Origin of the sequence: Paenibacillus sp. FJAT-27812 (assembly GCF_001273905.1) — a bacterium.
Taxonomy (GTDB): Bacteria; Bacillota; Bacilli; order Paenibacillales; family Paenibacillaceae; genus Pristimantibacillus.
Map to the genome: position 1 here is coordinate 6,798,960 of NZ_LIGH01000001.1, position 19,057 is coordinate 6,818,016.

Genomic DNA, 19,057 nt, shown 5'->3' on the forward strand with positions numbered 1-19,057 from the left:
ACGCGCCGCCTTGCAATCGTGCCCTTCGCTATCAGTAACGAATTTAATCCTATCCGACCAGCAGCGCGTATACAATTCCTGGGCCATGAACCCCGATGGTCAGATCATTTTCAATATCGGAGGAGCGGCTTGGGCCGGAAATAAAATGAATCCCCGCCGGCAGCTGCCCTTGACCCGCTTCATCAAACTTTACGAGCACCTCGCCTAGTCTCGTTTTCAACCGCTCTATCGGAATGATTATAATGAGGACGGTCGGCAGCAGGCTGACCGAACGGCCTTTGTTCGGCGCCGACAATACGGTTACCGAGCCTGTATAGGCGACAGCATGATCCGCAATGACGATGCCAAAATCCGCTTCTGCCGCACGCGCACGCCAGTATTGCTCCGCATCCGTATTCCATGTGGACACTTTTGAGTCTGTGAGAGAGCCTTCAAGATCAAGCGCATCCAGCTCCGGCTGATTTTGGCGAACAACGTATTTCGCGCTCATTTCCCCAGCCTTTTGCACGATAAAAGCTTTTGCTTCCTCCATCGTCTGAAGACGCGCCACATGACCGCCTACGGATAAAAAATTATCGGTAAACTGCTGGATTCGCTCCTCTTCCGACCATTCGAAGGCATTCCAAAAGTCAGGCGCGCCGCGGAACGGATGCTGCGGCTTATTCACCATTCTAGGATGCCTCAGCTTAGCGGCGATATCGTTCATAAAATGCTCCTGCTTCACGCGTGACTCCGCCTCTAGCTTCTCTAACCACTGTTTATGCGAATCAGCCATGACCGTGTCCTCCTTTGCCGTTTTTCTCATCCAGCTCGCGTTGGCGCACAAGCTCCTCCATCCGATTTTGCATCGACGGCTCCATTTGTTTGAGTACCTGCTTCAGCTCTTGATCAAGCGTATCCCAGCGATCGCGGAACGACTCCTTCGGCAAGCTTGGCGTGACGCGGTACGTGTTCCAGCCTTTAAGCGGACCAAGCTTCGTCTTGATGACGCCGCTGCGGACAACGAGCTTTTGCCCCAGCTTGCCCAGCCGCAGCACGCCGCCGAGGCGCGAGGAATTCCCCATGACGGTAGCGAAACCTTGCATGCCGATGGACTCCATTTTGCTGCCGTTGCCGCTCTCCACCTTGCGTCTGCGCAAATAAACGAGCATGTCGTGCAGCGGGATTTTGACCGGACACGCTTCATAACAAGCACCGCATAAGCTGGAGGCGTTGGCGATATCGTCCCACTCCGCGATATTTTTGTTCAAGGATGGGGTCAGTACGGCTCCAATCGGACCGCTGTAGGTACTGCCGTAGGCGTGGCCGCCAATGTGGCGATAGACGGGACAAGCATTTAAGCAGGCGCCGCAGCGAATGCAGTTCAGCAGCTCTTGAAACTCAGGATCGCCCAGCTGCAGCGAACGGCCGTTATCGATAATAATGATATGCATTTCATCCGGACCATCCGCATCCTCCGAGCGGCGCGGACCCGTAATGCCGGACATATACATCGTAAGCTTTTGTCCCGTTGCCGAGCGCGGCAGCAGCGTCGCCATGACCTCAAGGTCAGCCCATGACGGAATAATGCGTTCCATGCCCATAAGCGTAATTTGTGTTTTGGGAACCGTGCTAACCATACGGGCGTTGCCTTCGTTTTCAAAAAGCACCATCGAGCCCGTCTCCGCAATCGCAAAATTGCAGCCGGTCATGCCGATTTCCGCATCCAAAAACTTTTCGCGCAGCTTTTTGCGAACAAAGCCTGCAAGCGCCGTCGTATCCGGCGGCAGCGTGTAGCCCGCCTCCTTGGAGAGGAGGTCGGCAATTTGATAGCGATTTTTGTGAATCGCCGGAATAACGATATGTGAAGGCATCTCGCCTGCTAGCTGGATAATGTATTCGCCCAAATCGGTTTCTACCGCTTCGACGCCGATTGATTCAAGCGCGTGGTTCAGATGCAGCTCCTCCGACACCATCGACTTGGATTTGACGACTGACTTGGCATTCGCATGCTCAGCGATATCAAGCGTTAGCTTCACAGCTTCCTCCGTATTGCTTGCAAAATGCACATGGACGCCGTTCGCACGGGCGTTATTTACAAACAGATTTAAATAGTAATCGAGATGAGCGATCGTATGCAGCCGAATTTGCTTGCCGCGCTCCCGCCATTCCTCCCAATTGCCATGCTCGTCTGTCGCTTTCTTTTTTCCGTTGCGAAGACGCTCCGTCGTAAACCTTACCGCTTTGCGCAGAAATTCATCATTGAGCGCAAGATCTGCCCTAGCTTTTACGGTAGCTTCCGTTTTTGCTCCAGCCATCCTTATTTCACCCCTTCATAGAGAAGCTCTGCCAAATGCATGACGCGAACGGGCTCGTTGCGATAGCGCAGGTTGCCGGCAATGTTTAGAAGACATGCCATGTCGAGTCCGACCAGCACTTCCGCTTCCGTCTCCAGCACATGATCAACTTTTTCCGTCACCATTGCCCCTGAAATATCCGCCATTTTGACCGCAAACGTTCCGCCAAAGCCGCAGCAGTCCTCCGCAAATGGAAGCGGCACAAGCTCAAGCCCCTTCACGTTCTGAATAAGCGCGAGCGGCTCGTCCTTGACGCCGAGAATCCGGCTGCCATGGCAGGAAGGATGGTACGTCACCTTATGTGGGAATGCGGCACCGATATCCGTAACGCCGAGCACCTGCACCAAAAACTGAGTAAACTCATACGATTTGCTTTGCAGCTTATTCGCACGCTTTAACATAACCGGATCATCCTCAAACAGCTTTGGATAATGATGAATCATGCCCGTGCAGGAGCCCGAAGGCGAAATAACGAAATCGCTGTCTTCAAAAGCATCCAAGATCGTCTTAGCCGACTCCCTGGCTTCCTTCCAGTAGCCGCTGTTGAAAGCCGGCTGCCCGCAGCAGGTTTGTACCGTCGGAAACGCCAATGTGACGCCGTACTTCGCCAGCAAGCGCACCATCGCTTCGCCGACCCTTGGATATAGCGCATCGCTTAAGCAAGTAATAAATAAGGAAACCTTCATACCCGCACCCCTTTTGTCATGATTGATGTTATTTTATCAGGTTGTCAGACAAGTTTGGTTAAAAAAGAGATTGTTGATAAAGAAAATGTCCGATCGGATTTGGAAACGTGATTCGGCTGTTGTTCGTTCGAAGCTCTTTAAGCACCTATTGGCGCTTAAAGCTCCCTATCCCGCGTCAGCAGCTTGCTTTCCAGCGCCATAGACCATCCGCACTTTTACAAAAACAGCGCTGCGCTTCTACTGAAGCCAGCGCCGTGTTCGGTTAAACCGTTGTGACGGAGATTTGTTTCTCCTTGAGCTGTGACAACAGCCCAGGCGACAAATGCCTGTCGGTTATGATCGTATCGACATCGCTCAAATCAGCGACATGCGTGAAGGCTTGAACGCCGAATTTGCTGGAGTCAGCCAGCAGAATCACCTGGTCGGCCATGCCGACCATTTTCTGCTTGATGCGCGCTTGGAGCTCATTTGACTCGCTTACGCCTCGCTCCAAGTGAACGCCCTTGCATGAGAAAAATGCTTTATCCACATGATACGCATCAAGTGAGCGCTCTGCGAGCGGCCCGACATAAGACAAGGAACGCGATGCCAATATGCCGCCCGTCGAAATCACTTCGATCTTCTCCTTGCTGCTCAGCTCCATCGCTACTTTGATGGAATTGGTAAGCACCGTCAGCGGTATGTCCGGCATGCTAGCCGCCATATACCAAGCGGTGGAGCTCGCGTCGAGCAAAATACGGTCCTTAGGCTGGATCAGCTTAATCGCTTCCTCAGCGATCCGCTTCTTCTCCTCCGCGCGCGTAATTTCCCGCTCAAAATACGGAATCTCCGGCTGCTGATCCTTTACGCTAACCGCGCCGCCGTGGGAGCGGCGCAAACGTCCGGCTTGCTCCAAGCGGTCAAGGTCGCGCCGAATCGTTTCCTCGGTTACTTGACATAGCTCGCTTAGCTCCGTTACACGGATGCTGCCTCTCTCATTTACAAGCTGCACAATTTTGTCGTATCGTTCCTGGACCAGCATAGCGTACCTCTTTCTAACTTATATTTGTATTCGCCTTTTTAAGCGATTCCTGTTTTTTCTTTGAATGCACCGTATGCATGCTCCCATTCCGCACGCTGCTCCGGCTCGTACGCGTCAACCGGGAAAGACTCCCGAATGACCTTGCGCGCTTCCCAAATATCAGCAAGCTCGCCGCTTGCAATCCACTGAACGACCATATTGCCGATCGCGCTGCCCTCTACAGGACCTGCCCATACCGGCTTGCCGATCGCATTAGCCGTCCATTTGCACAGCAGCGTATTCTGAATGCCGCCTCCTACCATATGAAGACCGCTGAAGGATTGCCCTGAAAGCTGCTCCGTCAATTCGAACACATAACGGTATTTAAGCGCCAGACTCTCCAAGATACAACGAACGATCGCGCCCGCACCCTCAGGTGCCGATTGCCCTGTACGCATGCAATATTCCGCTACTCTAGCGGGCATATCGCCTGGGCGGAGAAACAACGGATCATCAGGATCAATGAACGCCGCGAATGGCTTCGCTTCATCAGCCAGCTTAACTAATTCGGGAAACGAGTACGAAACTCCTGCTCGCTCCCACGAGCGTCTGCACTCCTGCAAAATCCACAAGCCCATAATGTTTTTCAGCAAGCGGAAAGTGCCGTATGCGCCGCCTTCGTTCGTAAAGTTCAGCTGCTGAGCGAGCTCATTAATAACAGGCTCATGAACTTCTGTTCCCATAAGCGACCATGTGCCACAGCTCAGATAAGCAAACGAGGGGTCAAGCGCTGGCACTGCCGCAACCGCCGATCCGGTATCATGCTCCGCAGCCGCGTATACAGGAACAGGCTCGATGCCCAGCTCCTCGCAAACGGAAGGACGCAGGCTGCCCGCCCTAGCTCCAGGCTGCACAACTTTACCGAACATTTCCGGCGAGATGCCGATTGCCCTTATCAGCTCCTCATCCCAGCTGCCCGTTACCGGATTATACAGCTGAGTCGTCGTCGCATTGGAGAGTTCGTTGAACATTTCGCCAGTCAAAAAATAACGGAGCAAATCCGGAATCATCAGAAAATGTTTCGCGTCCCGCAAAATCGGCGAATCGGCCTTCTTCAAAGCCGCAAGCTGATAAATCGTATTAAACGGCAGAAACTGTATGCCCGTCTTCTCAAAAATACGAGCTTTGCTCAGCTCCTCGACCACCTGCTCCATGACCCCATCCGTATGATGGTCGCGGTAATGGTAAGGATTGCCCAGCAGCTCGCCGCTGCTTCCGATCAAGCCAAAGTCAACGGCCCAAGAATCGATAGCGATGCTGTCCAGCGTAATGCCGCGATGCTTCACCTTAAGCAATCCCTGCTTAAGCTCATGCAGCAGCCGCAAAATATCCCAGTGCAGCCGATCGCCGACCTGCACCGGATCATTCGGGAAACGATGCAGCTCCTCAACCTCGATCTTGCCGTTATTTAACCTTCCGAGCAGCGCTCTTCCGCTGCTCGCCCCGAGATCATAAGCGAGGATGGTCACCAGCTGGCACCGCCCTTGCCCCTCACCAAGATGTCTTTGCCATAGCTGCTGCTCAGGTAGGCTTTCATCGGATCAAGCGGCAACCCTTGCTCTTCGCGCAGCGAATGCAGCAGCGGCGTCACATCAAATTCGAAAGCGCGCCGAACAGCGTCTTCCGCGCCTAGAACATCGTTGCGCTCAGCAGCCTCGTCGACTTCGGCATGATTAATAAGCAGCGCCTTCGCGTATTGTGTCTGAACGTTCAAAACCGAACGCAGCATGGCCGGAATTTTTTGCTCGATATTATGCGATTGGTCGATAAGATAAGCGATATTTTCTACGTTGCTGCGAATGGCAGCATCTGCGTCATTTGCTCCGCTCAGAATTTGATAGAAAATCAAAAACAGCTCATACGGGTTCACAGAGCCGACAATGAGATCGTCATCGGCATATTTGCGGCTGTTGAAATGGAAACCTCCGAGACGTTTCTCGTCGATCAAATAAGCGACGATATGCTCAATATTTGCCCCTGGCAAGTGATGTCCCGTATCAACAAGCACCTCGGCTTGCGGACCGAGCTTTTGCGCTAGATTATAGGCCATGCCCCAATCCGCGAGATCGGTATGATAAAACGCAGGCTCGAAACATTTGTACTCAATCAGCATCCGCATATGCGGCGACATCGCATTGTACATTTCGGTCAACGCTTCCTGCATCCAGCCTTTGCGCTTGCGGATATGGCCTTGGCCTGGGTAGTTTGTACCGTCAGCGAACCATAGGCTAAAATCACGCGAGCCCGTTTCCTTGGCGATATCTACGCATTCGAGCAAGTGATCCGTTGCTTTCCGGCGAATCGCCGCATCCGAATTCGTAACGCTTCCAAGCATATAATCCTCATCCTGGAACAGGTTGGGATTGACCGCGCCAATCGTAAGCCCGAGGCTCTCTGCGTGGCTTCTTAGCTTGCCGTAATCGTCAACTTTGTCCCAAGGAATGTGAATCGCAACTGAAGGGGCAAGTCCTGTCAGATTATGCACCTGCGCCGCATCGTCAAATTTTTCGAACGGATTGCGGGGAACGCCTTCCTTCTGGAACACCTTAAAACGTGTGCCGGAATCGCCGTAGCCCCAAGATGGCGTCTCGATTTTTAGCGCTTTCAATTTTGATTTCACATCATCTATGTTAATGCCTCTAGCTTGCTGCTGCTCCTCAAATAACATATAAGCTTTATCGGACATGTTGAACACCCTTCCATATCTATAGTTATTATTTCATTGGAAAAGCCATTGTAGACATTAACGTATTCTCAGCTTGCGTAGAGTCCAGGCGGCTGTATTGTACGATTATCGGAATATCGCTCTGCACCTCGATGGCGTAAGGAACGCCGATTGGAATCGACGCGCCTTCCTTCATCAATGTGCTGGTGCGGATATGTTTCGTACGTCTGCCTGGCACGACAACCACAACATCTTCTATCGGCTCGCGATCCTCAAAATAAATCGTAAAACGAATAAGTGCTTCTTCCGAGGAACAGTTCAGCACGCATACCGCTTCGTGGCTGATGAGCGCTCCCGTGCTGTCTGGCGGAATAAAACCGTCGGGAATGTACCAATTTTTTTCTCCTCGCGCTTGAAACATATCGCATCAGTCCTCCTATCGAGTGAATGCAGCAGGCACGCCGCCGTCAATGGTCAGCATGCAGCCCGTCGTTTTGTCCGCTTTGGACGAAGCGAAGAAAGCAATGCCTTCCGCAATGTCGCGCGGATAAATGTTAACGAGCAGCGTTGTGCGTTTGCGGTAGTATTCTTCGAGCTGATCCGGCTCGATGCCGTATGCCGCTGCACGTTCATTGCGCCAGCTTCCGTTCCAAATCGCAGAGCCTTGCAAGATCGCATCCGGCAAAATCGTATTCACGCGGATACCGAACTCGCCGCCCTCCGCTGCGATGCAACGTGCCAAATGTGCTTCAAGCGCTTTGGCAGAGCTGTATGCGGAAGCATTTTTGCCAGCGTATACCGAGTTTTTCGAGCCAATGAACACCATGTTTCCGCCGATGCTTTGCTGCTTCATCAATTTGAACGCTTCGCGCGCTACCAAGAAGTAGCCTGTACCGAGCACGTTCATGTTCAGATTCCATTCCTTAAGCGAAGTCTCATCGAACGGGCTTGATGTCGCAAGACCTGCATTGTTGACGATGATGTCAACTCCGCCATATGCAAGCGCCGTCTCCGCATAAGCAGCGACTACCTGCTCCTCGCTCGTCACATCCATTTTGACGGCTGTCGCACGGTGATCGCCGTATTTCTCGTTAATTTCAGCGGCAACTTTCTGCGCGCCTTCCAGATTGAGATCAGCAAGCACGACATGCGCGCCTTCCGACACTAGACGGCGTGCCGTTTCGCTGCCGATGCCGCCTGCGCCGCCCGTAATGAAGGCAACCTTGCGCGAAAACTCTGTTTCAGCAGGAGCAAGCGACAATTTGTAAAGCTCAAGCGGCCAGTACTCCACGTTGTACGACTCGTTCTCGCTTAGCGATACAAATTCGCCGAGTGCCGTTGCGCCGCGCATAACCGCAATCGCACGGTGATAAAGTGCGCCGCTGACCTGTGCCATCGCCCAGCTCTTGCCGGTATTGATCATGCCGATACCTGGAATGAGGATAACGCGCGGCGCTGCTTCGAACATCACGTCGCCTTCGTTTTTGTTGCGGTCAAAGTAAGCTTTATATTGTTCCTTATAAGCAGCGATACCTTCTGACAATTTCGCTTTCAAGCCGTCGATATCCTCCGCGTTAGGCGTCCAATCAATAAACAATGGAACAACCTTTGTATGCACAAGGTGATCCGGGCAAGCAGCGCCTACTTGAGATAGTTGCGGCGAATCCTGTCCGCTAACGAATGCAAGCACATCCGCCTCATCGTCAAAGGTCAAAATCATTTTTTTCGCATCGCTAACCGCGCCGCGAATGGTTGGCATTACTTGAGCGGCCACGCTTCTGCGCACATCCGCTTCCAGCACCTCGTGCTTTACGCCGCCGAACAGCGATGCTTCGTCAAAGCGGGATTCGATGAACGCTTCCGCTTCCGAAATGATTTTGATCGTTTGCGCGTAACATTCCTCGCTCGTCTCGCCCCATGTCACTAAGCCGTGCTTCTCCATAAGCACGAGCTCCGCATTCGGGTTAGCGAGAACGCCTTCCGCAATCATTTTCGACAGGTTAAAGCCAGGACGCACATAAGGAACCCATACGAAGCGGTCGCCGAAAATTTCCTTCGCGAGCGCTTTGCCGTTATCCGCGCAGCACAAGCTAATAATAGAATCGGGATGCGTATGATCCACGTGTTTAAAAGGAAGAAAAGCATGCAGCAGCGTTTCAATAGACGCGCGCGGGTGCTTCGAATCGATCATGCAGTTCACTAAGTAAGCAACCATCTCTTCATCCGGCATTTCGGAACGCTCGAACAATGGACGGATATCATCCATACGAAGACCCGTAAAGTTGCCTGCCTTCATTGAAGCCAAATCAGAGCCGCTGCCCTTCACGTACATCACTTCAACTTCACGGCCGCGGAAGTCTTTTACGATTGTTTTGCTGGACGTGTTGCCGCCGCCATAGTTGCATACCCGGCGATCCGAGCCGATAATGTTGGAGCGGTAAACAAGCTCAGCTAATCCGTTCTCAAGCTGCGATGCTTTTTCATTTTCCCATAAGCTTTGTACCATGGATATACCTCCGAATGATGTTTTGTATTTGTTTGAATCGATCATAACATATTTGTTTATTTTTGAATATACATATTTCAAACACAAACGGAAATGATAAGCGACGTTTTATAGCGCTAAAACAAAAACAAAACAGGAGTAAAAGCGTAAATAAAAACAGATAAAAAAAGATCTGCTACGAAATAGCAGAACTCTCAGCAAACGGCATCTCATCCCCTACCCGCAGCCTGTCAACTGGATTTTTTCAGCTGCAAGACAACTATTTCCCCGGGGCTTGTCTCTAGTCCTCTTAAACTTTCTCTTCAATTGAATAACCCAGCCCAGCCGCATAAACCCAATCAAAAAAATCTCCGCAAAGTCACAAATGACCTTGCGGAGCTCGTCCCTTACCTGCCACTATTGACAGCGAAGCGTCACTTCAATATCTTGGTTGTAATTGCCGAAGCCTTTGCCGAAAAGCGTGACACCGCCGCAGTTTTTGGCTGTCGCGCTGCTAGAAATACGGAACAAAATTTCTTTGTCATAAGCCAGCATAAGCTGATCGATCGTCACATTGGAAACTTGGATGCCATCAATGAATGAGCCTTGCGCATTCACGCGGATCGTCTTAATCAAGCCATGTTTTATGTTCTTATGCCACCATTCTGGCGTATACAACCCCCGCGTGCTGCCAAAATCACCCGGATACGTCCATGTTCCGATGCTTACGCCATTTAACACAAATGCGATATCCGATGGCAAATGATTGACGCTGCACGGTGTTTCCGAGCAAATTTCCATCGATATTTCCAGCGATTCCGGCGTTTCATTATTGACCATATAATTCGGAATGCGATATTCAACGAAACCCGAGCCAAACCACAGTACCTTGGCATGGACATGCTCCGGGTCGGCAAAATACCGCGGATCATCACACATGCCGATCATTTGGGTATCGTTAGCCAGCCCGCATGTGGGCTTGATCTGCCAGGATGAATAATGCCCCACCGGAAGCGATACGTTATATCTTTTGGATTCGTCCGCAGCAGGCGTGCCTTTAAATAGAAGCATCGTTTGCGTCAGCTGCAAATGGCAAATCTTTTGCATGCCGCGTATTCCCGGCAAGCTTTCGCAGCGAACAATGCCCGCTTCCTCCAACATATGAATATGCCGCGTTACAATAGGAGATTTTATATCTAGCGCTTCAGACAAGCTTTTAATATTCATTGGCTGCACGCTGAGCAGTTCAATCATTTTCACCCGCGTTTGAGATGAGAAGCATTCAAGAAACTTCATATTACGCGTGCTAACTTCCACTTCCATTACGGCTACCCCTTTGCTTCTATCTAATGCCCCTCATTATATAACTAAAAAGTTAAGCTTTCAATGCTTTAATGGATTAAAACTTGACATTTATTTTCAATATCACTAAAATTAACGGCGTATACATAACTTAAAAGATATTTAGTTGCTTTTTTAGTTATCTAAACAAACTTAGGAGGTAAGTCATGAATTCATTTCAATTTGTAAACCCAACACACATCGTATTCGGCGAAGGCACGGCGAATCAAGTAGGCCAACTAGCCTCCAAGTACGGTAAAACGATTCTTCTCGTTTACGGATCAGGCAGCATAAAGAAAACAGGCTTGTACGATAACACGGTCAGCCTTCTTAACGAGGCTGGCATCAAGGTACACGAGCTTCCAAATATTGAACCAAATCCACGCCTATCTACAGTAAAAAAAGGAATTGATATCTGCCGCACAGAAGGCGTTGATTTCATTCTAGCTGTTGGCGGAGGCAGCGTTATTGATGCAGCCAAAGCGATTGCAGCAGGCGTTCTCTACGAAGGCGATGTATGGGATTTCTTCACAGGCAAAGCTGTCATCCAGAAAGCTCTACCGCTTGGAACGATTCTTACGCTGGCAGCAACCGGATCGGAAATGAACGGCTCCTCCGTCGTAACGAACTGGGAAGAGAACTTAAAGCGCGCCTTTGGCAGCCCTTTTACGTATCCTAAATTTTCAATCCTTGATCCAACGCTAACCTATACGGTACCCCGCAATCATACGGTTAACGGCGCTGTCGACATTATGTCGCATGTGTTCGAGCAATATTTCAGCTTAACCGAAAATACGCCGCTGCAAGAGCGCTTCTGCGAATCTATTTTGCAAACGGTTATTGAAAACGTCGAGATCGCGCTTGAAAATCCGGAAGATGCTGCCGCTCGCGCCAACCTCATGTGGTGCGGCACGATGGCTCTAAACGGCGGACTTATTAGCGTTGGCATGACAAACGATTGGGCTTCGCATGGCATCGAGCATGAAGTAAGCGCCATTTATGATATCCCGCACGGCGCTGGACTAGCGGTTATTTTCCCGAACTGGATGAAATACGTGCATGGAGAGCGCATTGATCGTTTCGTTCAGTACGCAACACGTGTATGGGGCGTCAATCCGGAAGGAAAATCAGATCAAGAAATCGCGCTTGAAGGCATTCAAGCGACACGTGATTTCTTCACGCGCATCGGTGCCGAATCACGTCTTGCCGACTTCGAGATCGGAAGCGAAAAGCTTGATCGTATGGCGGAGGAAGCCGTTCGTTACGGCGCTATCGGTTCGTTCAAACGTTTGGAGAAAGAGGATGTTAAGGCTATTTTAGAATTATCACTATAATATGGAGGTCGTTTATTCATGACAAATGCAAGAATCGATTCTACCACATTAAGTAATGGTGTTAAGATGCCTTGGTTCGGCCTTGGCGTTTGGAAGGTGAAGGATGACGGCGAAGCGGAGAGAACCGTTGCCTCAGCTATCGAGGAAGGTTACCGGCTCATCGACACGGCAGCCGCTTATAATAATGAAACGGGCGTAGGCGCCGGCATCCGCAACAGCGGCATCGCGCGCGATGAGATTTTTATCACGACAAAAATTTGGAATGCGCATCAAGGATATGAATCCACGCTAACCGCATTCGAGGACAGCAGACGCAAGCTCGGCGTAGAGGTTGTTGATTTGCTTCTTATCCACTGGCCAGTCAAAGACAAATATACCGAAACCTGGCGTGCGCTCGAGAAGCTTTACCGTGACGGCTATGTTCGCGCCATTGGCGTAAGCAACTTCCAAATCCATCACTTGCAGGATGTTATCGCCTCCGGCGAGGTGGTTCCAATGGTCAATCAGGTGGAGTATCACCCGCTTCTGACACAACAGGAGCTGCACTCCTTCGCGAAGAGCAACAACATTCAGCTGATGGCATGGAGCCCGCTTATGCAAGGCAATCTTGACCAGAGCATTCTCGCTGAGATTGGCGCCAAATATGGCAAATCGCCTGCTCAGGTCGTGCTTCGCTGGGATCTTCAGAACGAGGTCGTTACGATTCCAAAATCGATCAATCCCGTTCGCTTGAAGGAGAATGCGGATATTTTCGACTTCGCCCTAACGCCAGAGGAAGTAGCACAGATCAGCGCGCTTAACAGCGATCACCGCTATGGTCCGGACCCAGACAACTTCAATTTCTAACTCCATATATAAACAAACGGCTCCGCCCCATTTAAAGGGACGGAGCCGTTTGAGCGTAAAGAGCCTCAGGCATTAAAGCGAGTTATAAGCTCGCAGCAAGGTGTAGCGGTTCGGTCTTACATGATGAGCTTCCAGCAGGCTGCGCATAAGCAGCTCCGAATCGACGCCAAGCTCCTCTGTCGTTGATGGTCCGCCTACTTGGCTAAGCCACTCGCGAAGCATGCTCTCACCCGGAAGAGCGGCTATCGCCTCTCGCACCTTCTCATGATGAGCCGTGAAAGCAAGGCCGGACTCTTCTTCCGCTAAGCGGTGGTAGAGCTTGGAAATTTCCGCGCATGCTACGCCAACCTTAGCGCCGTGCAAGAGCTGTCTTTTGCCAAGGCGGATATATTCCATCTCCCAGAAATGCGACAAATGATGCTCCGAGCCCGAAGCTGAATGCGACTGGCCAAACAGCAGCATCGCAAGCCCTGACTCAATCAGCGCTTCTATTAAGATGCGAATGCCTTCCGGATCGCGGCGTGCGATAAGATCGATATGCTCTACGCATTTGTTAAGCGCGATTCTCGTAATTTCGGCTACTTCCACCGAATACGGCTCACCGCCCTCCGACGCGCCAAAGCTCCAGTCAAGAAGCGACGTATATTTGCCAAGCATATCGCCAAAGCCCGCTGCCACCATCGCAGCCGGCGCACTCGCGAGTATGTCCAGATCTGCAAATATCGCATCGGGGCCAATCGCGGCTATCGTTTTTTTCTCGCCGCGAATAATAATTGGTGCGCCTTTGGAATTAAAGCCGTCCACAGACGGCGCCGTTGGAACGGATACGAATGGAATGCTAGCCGTATAAGCGGCATATCTGGAGATATCATGAATCGTTCCTGAACCTGCTGCAATGACAACCTGTGCCTTATACTGCTGAATATCAAGCAAAAGCTGTACGATCGATGCCTCATCAGCAATCACATCGCCCTGACGGTCTGGCTTAAGGTTAGTAACATGAACGGAAATGCCAAGCGCGGCTACTGCTTCTTCCAGCGTTTTTCCTGCGATTTCGTAAGTGATAGCGTCCGCCGCAATGATGACGCGGCTATATTGCTGCTCCTTCAAGTAAGGAGCAACCTCTTGAATGGCACCCGCTTCAACCCGAAGCGGGTTAATTTCGATGGAACGCAGCGTTTCTTCATCAAATCCAGCGGCAAGCTTCTTAACTTTATCGATAAGGGATGGCAATCGTTACGCCTCATTTCGTTAAGGATATGCTTTATTTTGCTCTTGGTTGGTGCCGCTTGTCAACCATTGCGAAAGGCTTGCGCCAGCCGCCAAAGTCTAATATTCCCTGCTAGCCAGCGCCATCTTGGCCGACTCCTGCGTAAATACCCCTTCGGAGGTAATGATCTTCATCGGCAGCTCCTTGCCCTCGGATAAATCCTTAACGGCTTTCATAAGCTGCGGGCCAAGCAGCGCATTGCATTCTACCGCAAAATTAAGCTTGCCGATGCTGAGCGCTTTGAGCGCTGATTTGGTCGCGTCGACAGAAATAATAATAATGTCCTTTCCCGGCCGCAAGCCAAAATCCTCAATAGCCTCGACAGCGCCGAGAGCCATATCGTCATTATGCGAATAGACTACGTCAATCTTGGAGCCATGCCGCTTCAATGCGGCGGCCATCAGCTCCTTGCCCTGCTTCTTCGTGAAATCCCCTTCCAGCGATTCAACTATAGCGAAATGATTATCCGTTCCGATCACTTCATTAAAGCCTTGCTTCCGTCCAACGGCAGGCGCCGAAAACGGCGTGCCCTGCAGCTCGACGATCTGGTAGCGTTGCTCTTCCTTCGACTGCTGGATCAGCCACCTTGCTGCCCGCCGTCCCTCCTCGCGAAAATCCGAGCCAATATATGCCGTCCAAAGCGTATCATCGCTGACGTTTACTTCCCGGTCGGACAAAATCACCGGAATGCCTGCCTGCTTGGCCTCTTGCAGCACCTCGTCCCAGCCGGTCTCCGTCTTCGGAGAGAAAGCAATAACGTCAACCTTTTGCTTGATAAACCGGCGGATGAGCTCAATTTGCTTATCTTGCGACTGGTCGGCATTCTCATAAAGAAGCTCAACGCCTGCCTCCTTCGCCGCATCGATTACGGACTTCGTATGCGCAATCCGCCAGCCGCTTTCCATGCCAACCTGCGCAAATCCGACGACTAACGGAGCTTCAGGAGAATCCGTAGACGGGTCAGGAGACGGCGTAAACTTGGTTTGGCTCGTATCCACCCATTGATCCGTTATTTTCTGGCTGCGCAAAATGACTTTTTTCGGTATGCCCTTCTCCTTGTTCAAAATATCGATCGCATACCGAATGGCTTCCTTGCCGCCAGGCGGGCTTGTAAAGGTTCCCGTCAGCTTGTTCTCGGACACCAGCTTCAAGCTTCCGTTCTCGGAATTGACCCCGTCGATTCCGATAATGTTAATATTTTTAATATCATACCTCTGCACCGCCCGATAAGCGCCCAGCGCCATCGCTTCATTATGGGCAAATACCAGGTCGACGTCCCGATGCTCCTTCAGCCAATCGATTAACAAATCCTCGGCCCGATCACGCTGCCAATCCGCATTCATCGTCTGTACGATGCTCAGCTTGGAGATCTGAATCGCATCGCGAAATCCCTTGCTCCGCTCCTCCACGGTCGGCGAGCCCGCAAGGCCTTGTATTTCCACGATATTCCCGCCGGCTGCGCCAAGCGTATTCTTGGCGAATTCGCCTGCCTTGCGTCCGATCATCTCGTCGTCCGTACCGACATAAAGCGTATAATCGTAACCCGTCACTCCTCTGCCCAGCACAATAACGGGAATATCGTTGTACACGGCGCTTACTGTTTGCGTAAGGGCAACCGGATCATCCAGCGAAATAATGAGCAAATCAATGCCATAGCCGACCAGCTTCTGCACATCCTGCGCCTGCTGATCGCTGCTCTGGGCCGCATCGGTGAAGATGACGCGCATATCCTCGTGCTTGCTTACCTCCTGCTGGATCTCCTCATTCATGGCAACGCGCCAAGGCTCGCTCAAATTGGGCTGCGACACGCCGATCAAATATTTATAGCCGTTATCGTGATCCCCGTTTTCCGAGTTCATGATGCAAGAGCGGGCAAACACAACCGCCACGATGAGCATGAGAAGGAAAAGTACCCGTTTTGCGATTTGCCTGGCGGTCATGAACGTATCCCTTTCTTATAGACCATCGGAGAGGTTCCCGTCACCTTCTTAAAGGCGCTGCTAAAATAATGCTGGCTGCTGTAGCCCACCTTCTCCGCGATCTCATATACCTTGAACAAAGGATCACTCATCAGCTGAATCGCCTTGCGAATGCGTACCTCCGTCAAATAATCGATAAAGGACAAGCCAAGCTCCCGCTTTAGCTGCTTGCTTAAGTAAGTCGGGCTTACCTGCACGCCTTCGGCAACATCCCCAAGCGTCAGCGTCGGCAAGCCGTAATTGCGGTCAATAAATTTTTTGGTCAAAATAACGATCGGAGACAAGCTGCCTTTGCTGCCAAGCTCCTTCACTAATGAGCGGTACAGCTTCGGAATATCTTCGATAAAATCCGCCGCTTGCTGCTCGACGATAATCGTTTTCTCCAGCAGCGCTTCCATCTTGTCTTGAATTTTCTGGCCAAGCCTCAGCCATTCCGCATAGTGGTCTACCCGCCCAAGCACGATGATATGACCCTTCTTATCGTTCAGGACGACATGTCTGCCCGTTCCGCCTGCGGCGAGCAAATCCTCGGTAATATTTTTCAAAGCAAATTCCAGCAAATCCCGGTCCCATACCCGCATCGCCTTGCCGGACTCTACGTTATGAATGACCTTAAACGCAATCATGCCGATCGCGCCTTCCCAGCCGAGCTGCAGAAATGCCGTTTGGCTATGAATCTCCTCCGCTGCCAAGATGCCTTCGAGCCACTTCAATAGAAAGGTATCACGAATGGCAATGGAGTTCGTTTTGAGCTGCTGATCCATCCATACGAGCTTTTGTTCTTGATTACGCGCCTGCTCAAGCTCGCCGATCGCTTTGCGGACGACGCTCTCCAGCTTGCTCTTCACGACTGGCTTAAGCATATATTCAAAGACATGCAGCTTCACAGCCTGCTGGGCATAACGAAATTCGTCATGGCCCGAAATAACGATGACAATGCAGCGCTCCAGCGTAAGCCGCAGCCGTTCAATAAATTCAAGCCCGTCTACGAATGGCATGCAAATATCAACGAACAAAATATCGGGCTTTCGCTCCTCCGCTAGCTCGAGCGCCTGCAAGCCGTTCTCGGCTTCGCCGACAAGCTCAATGCCAAGCTCCTCCCAAGGCAGCACCTTAGACAATCCTCTACGAATCTTCGGCTCATCATCCGCAATAAGCAGTTTCCACATACGATTCCCTCCCTGCCACTTAAAATAATGCTAGCATTAACGGAAGACGGACCACGATCTTAGAACCTCGTCCGCTTTCGCTTTCAATCGTAAGACCGTACCCCGTGCCATGCGTCAGCTTGATTCTCTCGTTCACGTTATACAAGCCATAACCCCGATCCTCGCTGCTCTGCCGGATGGCATGAAAGGATTCGTTCATCTGGGCGAGCCGCTCAGCCTCAAAGCCGATGCCGTCATCCTCAACAATGAGCACCAGCTTGCTATCCTCCTCCTTGCCCGTGATCCGAATTTTGCCTTTGCCCAGCTTTGCTTTAATGCCGTGATAAATCGCGTTCTCAACGAGCGGCTGCAAAATAATTTTGAGCACGCTTTGCACCGCTAGCTCCGGCGGAATCTCGATCTCATAGGAAAGCTTATCCTCGTATCTCGCCATTTGAATGATCAGGTAGCTCTCCACATGTTGGATCTCGTCGCTAAGCGGAATGACCTCGCGCCCTTTGCTGAGGCTAATCCGAAAAAGATGGGTCAGTGCGACAACGATATCGACGATATCGTCCGCATCCCGGTCTTGGGCCATCCACTGAATCGTATCCAGCGTGTTGTAGAGAAAATGGGGCTTAATTTGCGCCTGCAAAATTTTCAGCTCCGCCTCCCGCTTTTCCTTTTGCTCCAAATAGACGAGATGGATCAGGTTGTCGATTTCCTGCACCATATTGTTGAAGCTGCTGCCGAGCTGCCCGATCTCGTCCTTCGTCTTGCTTGGGAAGCGCAAATGCAGCTCGCCTTCCTCCACCTTCTTCATTAAGCTGCGCAGCTTGCCGACGGGACGAACGATTGAATTGGTGAAATACCACGATGCCATAAAGGCCAGCAGCAGCGTGACCAGCGCAATAATAACCGTATAAAATTGAATATCGGCAACGACCTGCAGCGATTCCTTCAGCGGGAATACGCCAATGATCCGCCAGTCAAATTCCGGAAAGGTGTTATAGACCATCTGGTATTCCTGCTCATTGATATGGCGGAAAACTTTGCCGGAGCGGCCCTCCAGCCAGTTCCCCGATATGCGGTAAACGGTTGGATTGACCGGCGAATAGACGACACCGCCTTTCTCGTCCATGATGAAGATAAAGCCGCTCTTGCCAAGCGGTGCCGATTCGATAATATCCTGGATGATGTCGAGCTTCATATCGATCAAAATAACGCCAAGCACTTCACCCGTCGAAGGGTCCTTCACCGCTCTCACGAACGATAACACCTGATCGGCGCTTAAATTTTGTTCGGCTCTAATATTTCTTCCGATCGGATGGCTGAACAAATGGATGTGATCCGGCTGCTGCACCGCTTTCTTGTACCATTGCTCCTCCGTCATCGGATCTCTAGTAATCTGCTCCAACCCGGCGCTGGCGAACTGATTGTTATCGCTTACAATCATTGCGCCTGCAATTTCCACATGCTTCTCAATGTAGACCCCCTGCAGTTTTTTTACTATAGAATCCAGTACCGTAAAAAGCTTTGAATCGGTATTAGACCATTTCATAAACTGGATGACCGACGAATCCTGCGACAGGTAGTAAATAATGTTGTCCATTTCTTGTATGTATACTTCGATGTGGTTTTTAACCTGATCCATCATCTGCACCGTGTGTGCATTCGTTTCCTCTTCAATGGCGTTTTTGTACAAGGTGCTGCCCAAAAAACTGAGCGCTAAAATGGAAAATAAAGTGATAATAACAAAATAAAACAACAACTTGAAACGGATACTTCTATTCGCAAACAATCCGCTTAGCATAGACATCCAATCCGTTCTCATAAAATAGTGTTGCAATTCCATTTTAATGCGAAAAACGAAATTACAAAAGAGATTTTTCTCTTTTGTAATTTCG

General features: G+C 50.9%; 15 protein-coding genes. 2 read left to right on the plus strand and 13 right to left on the minus strand.

Translation table 11 applies throughout. The annotated features are described in order from the left end of the window. Positions 1-49 precede the first annotated feature (49 nt). The 9 genes from ADU23_RS29375 to ADU23_RS29415 form a co-directional block, all read right to left on the minus strand. Positions 50-775: a LutC/YkgG family protein gene (locus tag ADU23_RS29375; protein ID WP_053377009.1), complete on the minus strand. Its 726-nt coding sequence runs from the start codon at positions 773-775 to the stop codon at positions 50-52. Then, entirely contained in the window at positions 768-2,297 is a 1,530-nt protein-coding gene (locus ADU23_RS29380) for a LutB/LldF family L-lactate oxidation iron-sulfur protein (RefSeq protein WP_053377010.1), read from the minus strand. Before ADU23_RS29380 ends, ADU23_RS29375 begins: the two co-directional genes overlap by 8 nt. A gap of 2 nt (positions 2,298-2,299) precedes the next feature. Beyond that, positions 2,300-3,022, minus strand: a complete 723-nt coding sequence (locus tag ADU23_RS29385; RefSeq protein WP_053377011.1) for a (Fe-S)-binding protein — start codon at positions 3,020-3,022, stop codon at positions 2,300-2,302. Positions 3,023-3,284: 262 nt separating this feature from the next. Beyond that, on the minus strand, positions 3,285-4,043 hold the full coding sequence (locus ADU23_RS29390; protein WP_053377012.1) for a DeoR/GlpR family DNA-binding transcription regulator: 759 nt from the start codon (positions 4,041-4,043) through the stop codon (positions 3,285-3,287). A 38-nt stretch (positions 4,044-4,081) separates the two neighbouring features. Continuing rightward, positions 4,082-5,551: a rhamnulokinase gene (locus tag ADU23_RS29395; RefSeq protein ID WP_053377013.1), complete on the minus strand. Its 1,470-nt coding sequence runs from the start codon at positions 5,549-5,551 to the stop codon at positions 4,082-4,084. Then, positions 5,548-6,768, minus strand: a complete 1,221-nt coding sequence (rhaI, locus tag ADU23_RS29400) for an L-rhamnose isomerase (RefSeq protein ID WP_053377014.1) — start codon at positions 6,766-6,768, stop codon at positions 5,548-5,550. Before rhaI ends, ADU23_RS29395 begins: the two co-directional genes overlap by 4 nt. A gap of 28 nt (positions 6,769-6,796) precedes the next feature. Next, entirely contained in the window at positions 6,797-7,168 is a 372-nt protein-coding gene (locus tag ADU23_RS29405; protein ID WP_053377015.1) for a sensory rhodopsin transducer, read from the minus strand. Positions 7,169-7,183: 15 nt separating this feature from the next. After that, on the minus strand, positions 7,184-9,253 hold the full coding sequence (locus ADU23_RS29410; protein WP_053377016.1) for a bifunctional rhamnulose-1-phosphate aldolase/short-chain dehydrogenase: 2,070 nt from the start codon (positions 9,251-9,253) through the stop codon (positions 7,184-7,186). Between the two features lie 396 nt (positions 9,254-9,649). After that, positions 9,650-10,555, minus strand: coding sequence for an ArsR/SmtB family transcription factor (locus ADU23_RS29415; RefSeq protein WP_053377017.1), 906 nt, complete (start codon positions 10,553-10,555; stop codon positions 9,650-9,652). Positions 10,556-10,740: 185 nt separating this feature from the next. On the opposite strand from ADU23_RS29415, the gene ADU23_RS29420 reads away from it, so the two are divergent. Beyond that, positions 10,741-11,907: an iron-containing alcohol dehydrogenase gene (locus ADU23_RS29420; RefSeq protein ID WP_053377018.1), complete on the plus strand. Its 1,167-nt coding sequence runs from the start codon at positions 10,741-10,743 to the stop codon at positions 11,905-11,907. A gap of 18 nt (positions 11,908-11,925) precedes the next feature. Next, positions 11,926-12,753: an aldo/keto reductase gene (locus ADU23_RS29425; RefSeq protein WP_053377019.1), complete on the plus strand. Its 828-nt coding sequence runs from the start codon at positions 11,926-11,928 to the stop codon at positions 12,751-12,753. Between the two features lie 72 nt (positions 12,754-12,825). Here ADU23_RS29425 and ADU23_RS29430 read toward each other — a convergent pair whose 3' ends face one another. The 4 genes from ADU23_RS29430 to ADU23_RS29445 all read right to left on the minus strand — a co-directional run bounded on the left by ADU23_RS29430 (position 12,826) and on the right by ADU23_RS29445 (position 18,969). Then, a complete protein-coding gene (locus ADU23_RS29430) occupies positions 12,826-13,986 on the minus strand; it encodes a sn-glycerol-1-phosphate dehydrogenase (protein WP_053377020.1) in 1,161 nt (386 codons plus the stop codon). A gap of 96 nt (positions 13,987-14,082) precedes the next feature. Then, the gene (locus tag ADU23_RS29435) at positions 14,083-15,963 is read right to left on the minus strand and encodes a substrate-binding domain-containing protein (RefSeq protein ID WP_053377021.1); all 1,881 of its coding nucleotides are present in this window, start codon (positions 15,961-15,963) and stop codon (positions 14,083-14,085) included. Continuing rightward, positions 15,960-17,171, minus strand: coding sequence for a response regulator transcription factor (locus ADU23_RS29440; RefSeq protein ID WP_053377022.1), 1,212 nt, complete (start codon positions 17,169-17,171; stop codon positions 15,960-15,962). The genes ADU23_RS29435 and ADU23_RS29440 overlap by 4 nt, the downstream gene beginning before the upstream one ends. A gap of 19 nt (positions 17,172-17,190) precedes the next feature. After that, a complete protein-coding gene (locus ADU23_RS29445; protein WP_053377023.1) occupies positions 17,191-18,969 on the minus strand; it encodes a cache domain-containing sensor histidine kinase in 1,779 nt (592 codons plus the stop codon). Positions 18,970-19,057: the final 88 nt, after the last annotated feature.

What these genes read in the sequence shown, in the direction of transcription:
- ADU23_RS29375 (WP_053377009.1), bottom strand. Translation starts at nt 775, where the DNA reads ATGGCTGATTCGCATAAACAGTGGTTAGAGAAGCTAGAGGCGGAGTCA.
- ADU23_RS29380 (WP_053377010.1), bottom strand. Translation starts at nt 2,297, where the DNA reads ATGGCTGGAGCAAAAACGGAAGCTACCGTAAAAGCTAGGGCAGATCTT.
- ADU23_RS29385 (WP_053377011.1), bottom strand. Translation starts at nt 3,022, where the DNA reads ATGAAGGTTTCCTTATTTATTACTTGCTTAAGCGATGCGCTATATCCA.
- ADU23_RS29390 (WP_053377012.1), bottom strand. Translation starts at nt 4,043, where the DNA reads ATGCTGGTCCAGGAACGATACGACAAAATTGTGCAGCTTGTAAATGAG.
- rhaI (WP_053377014.1), bottom strand. Translation starts at nt 6,768, where the DNA reads ATGTCCGATAAAGCTTATATGTTATTTGAGGAGCAGCAGCAAGCTAGA.
- ADU23_RS29405 (WP_053377015.1), bottom strand. Translation starts at nt 7,168, where the DNA reads ATGTTTCAAGCGCGAGGAGAAAAAAATTGGTACATTCCCGACGGTTTT.
- ADU23_RS29410 (WP_053377016.1), bottom strand. Translation starts at nt 9,253, where the DNA reads ATGGTACAAAGCTTATGGGAAAATGAAAAAGCATCGCAGCTTGAGAAC.
- ADU23_RS29415 (WP_053377017.1), bottom strand. Translation starts at nt 10,555, where the DNA reads ATGGAAGTGGAAGTTAGCACGCGTAATATGAAGTTTCTTGAATGCTTC.
- ADU23_RS29420 (WP_053377018.1), top strand. Translation starts at nt 10,741, where the DNA reads ATGAATTCATTTCAATTTGTAAACCCAACACACATCGTATTCGGCGAA.
- ADU23_RS29425 (WP_053377019.1), top strand. Translation starts at nt 11,926, where the DNA reads ATGACAAATGCAAGAATCGATTCTACCACATTAAGTAATGGTGTTAAG.
- ADU23_RS29435 (WP_053377021.1), bottom strand. Translation starts at nt 15,963, where the DNA reads ATGACCGCCAGGCAAATCGCAAAACGGGTACTTTTCCTTCTCATGCTC.
- ADU23_RS29440 (WP_053377022.1), bottom strand. Translation starts at nt 17,171, where the DNA reads ATGTGGAAACTGCTTATTGCGGATGATGAGCCGAAGATTCGTAGAGGA.
- ADU23_RS29445 (WP_053377023.1), bottom strand. Translation starts at nt 18,969, where the DNA reads ATGTCTATGCTAAGCGGATTGTTTGCGAATAGAAGTATCCGTTTCAAG.